General features: G+C 49.4%; 3 protein-coding genes. All 3 read right to left on the bottom strand.

The features are described from left to right. Window positions 1-79 precede the first annotated feature (79 nt). The 3 genes from ACXRVY_RS23090 to ACXRVY_RS23080 all read right to left on the bottom strand — a co-directional run bounded on the left by ACXRVY_RS23090 (window position 80) and on the right by ACXRVY_RS23080 (window position 2606). A complete protein-coding gene (locus tag ACXRVY_RS23090) occupies window positions 80-352 on the bottom strand; it encodes a hypothetical protein (protein ID WP_223463662.1) in 273 nt (90 codons plus the stop codon). Then, a complete protein-coding gene (locus ACXRVY_RS23085; RefSeq protein ID WP_223463661.1) occupies window positions 349-2124 on the bottom strand; it encodes an S-type pyocin domain-containing protein in 1776 nt (591 codons plus the stop codon). The genes ACXRVY_RS23090 and ACXRVY_RS23085 overlap by 4 nt, the downstream gene beginning before the upstream one ends. Before the next feature lie 296 nt (window positions 2125-2420). Continuing rightward, complete coding sequence (locus ACXRVY_RS23080) at window positions 2421-2606, bottom strand: hypothetical protein (protein WP_223463660.1); 186 nt, start codon at window positions 2604-2606, stop codon at window positions 2421-2423. Window positions 2607-2734 lie beyond the last annotated feature (128 nt).

Below are 2734 nucleotides of genomic sequence, written 5' to 3'. Positions count from 1 at the left end.
GGACAAGGGAACCGGACGACCACGAAATGATGGCTACTGCCACCGTTCTCTGGCACCTGCGTTCAGGTACTTGGTGCTGTCAGTCAAAGGTATATTTGCCTTCGAGCATGAATGCCGGCTCTCTCCAGTTGGGTCCTCTCACTACTATGCACCCATTATTTTTTATAAAACCGGCATCACACATTTTCTTGACAAGGTTCAATAGCCCTATGTTGTTCTCCACATGCGCCCAGTTAGCCCGATTATAAAGGCCATCAAGCCGAGGAAAGGAGATGCCCAATTCATTTTTGGTAAGAAATAGAATTACCTCTTCAGGCTTCTCGTTTAGTACGATGCTTTTTATGACGCTCATCGTTTTACTCCTCCAATTTGCTTGGACTCTCTGTCCGTTTGTTTGTTGTCTGCCTCTATAGCCTCGGGCGTGTAGAGTAATTCAAAATCATCTTTTAGCTTGTAGTCTTCCAGCGTCGCGGCGTGAGTATTGTTCCAAATAACACCGTCGTCATTCGGGTTTACACCGTCAACCACACCTAATGCTCTGAAACGTTCCAGCTCTCTGAGTTCATGAGTATAGAAGCGTTTGTCAGCATCTGTGATTACCAATTCACCCAGCAGAATTTTTTTCAAGCGAAAAATCATAATGGCATTGGCGTCCGAAAGACCAAAGCGTCCAGTATGTAATTTTACCAGGTCAATACCCGCCTGGGTCACGGTAGCACTTGTCCAATCGAGATCGAGGATTGGGCCGCCAGCTTTGGCGGGATTGAAAAGTCGACCACTGTATTTTCCCCTTGTGGTTGCTCCTTCATAAGGACTATTAAAAACAACGTAGATTGGCGGCAGACCGCTTTCAATCGGAAAGCAGTAAATGCAATCCCTGAAATCAGGCAATTCGACCGCGGGTAAGGTTTCAGGCTGCACAAGCAATGGCGACAGCGTAACTCCAGTGTAAGTCGGTACTTGTGCAGGTCGGGCGGGCGAAGTTGTCGAGCCGTTTCCCAAGTGAATAATTGGAAAACTGAGGATAATGGGCGGTGTATCGTTTGACGTGAAACTGTAGCTGCTGGTCGTTGGATCGAATGCCAATGCTCGCACTGGCACTTTTGCCGAGACACTCCCTCCAGCCGGGGTTGCAACTAGGGTGTATTGGTTAAGGTCGCCAAAAATCCGATAAGGAAGGTCAATGGTTCCTTCGGTAGCGGCGATTTCATTCAGGTTTGACGGCAGCTTCGGCAAAAAAGTGCTACCGGACAGTGTGAGAACTGTTTGAGGAAAGCGTTCGCCGTTAGCAAGAGCAGGTGAATAGAACAAGGCTCCGATCCCAACAGCAGTGGCCCGACTGATAAGTGCGCCCCCCACCCCTGCCAACAATTTAATGCCTCCATGGATCACTGCCCTGAAGGTCAAGCCGTCGGCGACATGGATGGCAATGGCACCCGCCACAGTTCCAGCCTCTGCGCCATTACCAATGGGTAACCTGTAGGTGTAAGCGACTTCGCCCCTTGCCAAGGCGCGATGAATTGCAGCGTCTGCAGTTGCWGAAGCGTCCTCCAGAATGGGGATGGCTTCGACAAGGATTCGTTTAACGTAGGCGGCAGTTAGCGATAATAGGAATTCTTCATAAAGGCTTAGTCGCAATGCCACATTTTCTTCTGCTTCCACATCCGCTGCAAATATCTCGGCACTTCTTTTGCTGTCTAGCGACAATGCGTCTACACCACTATATATTATTGCCTCCTGCCAACTCCTGTGCATTCTGACCCTTTGCAAAAGTTCAACGATGATCGCTTTCTTTTTTAAGGCAGCTTCCAACGCATTGAGCTCCTGCGTGTCAATGGCTGCGACTATGCGTTTTTCTAAATATTCTCGAACATTCGGTGCACCACCCGAAAAACTACTCTTTATCTGATCGCGCACCGAAAGCCCTACCGCCACCAACTTTTGGTATTCGTTGCCGGTGTTTTTGACACCCTCAATACTATGGGGCGTAGTAACCGTCGGGACAGCCCCATCCCAAAACAAAATACTATCGAAGCTTGAAGAAAAAACTTGGACTTCTGTAGCTTCAACCTGTCGAGACCCAGGCGTTATTAAAGATGAATAATGTGTAATCGGTTTTTGCATATAGCACTCCATGCAACAATATCAATTCCATAAAATAGACAGAACAAAAGTTATGCCGCAACAACGTAGCAATTTCAATATTTCAATATTTACTGCATACGTCGCGCACGAAAGATGATGGGCGGCAGTTGCGGGCGCAGGTGGGAGAGTGACTATATTTGGGTGTCGAAGGCGTCTGTGTTCTTCTTTTTGTCTGTCCTGAAACAGGTTTACACCTGTTTCACCCAGGCGCCCGAGGCACCACATCGAGCGTTTTGTATTTCAACGACAGCCCAGGACGGCGGGAGAGCAAAAGACTAGATCAGTCGGACAACAATGGCGATGACAACAAAGATTGCCAGTGCCAGGGCGGCACCGATGCCGAACGGCACCACAGTAGAGCGGATCGCGTTCGGGGCGGGACTACGCATCTCTTCGGCAAAAGCTGCAACGTCGCGGTGCAGTTGTTCAATGCTGGCTTGATTCGTAGGTTGTGTGGACATGCTGCTACTTCCTGTGTGGGTCACGAGTCGTGTCTGCTGTGGCGAGTACGAATGCTCAAAACTTCGCCCAAAGGCTGACAGCGGCGACGATAGCGGTCACCATACCAGCCCCCACCGCGATCGGGTAC

Source organism: Pseudomonas sp. P5_A2_2 (assembly GCF_054177685.1).
This window is presented reverse-complemented; position numbering and strand designations above follow the sequence as displayed.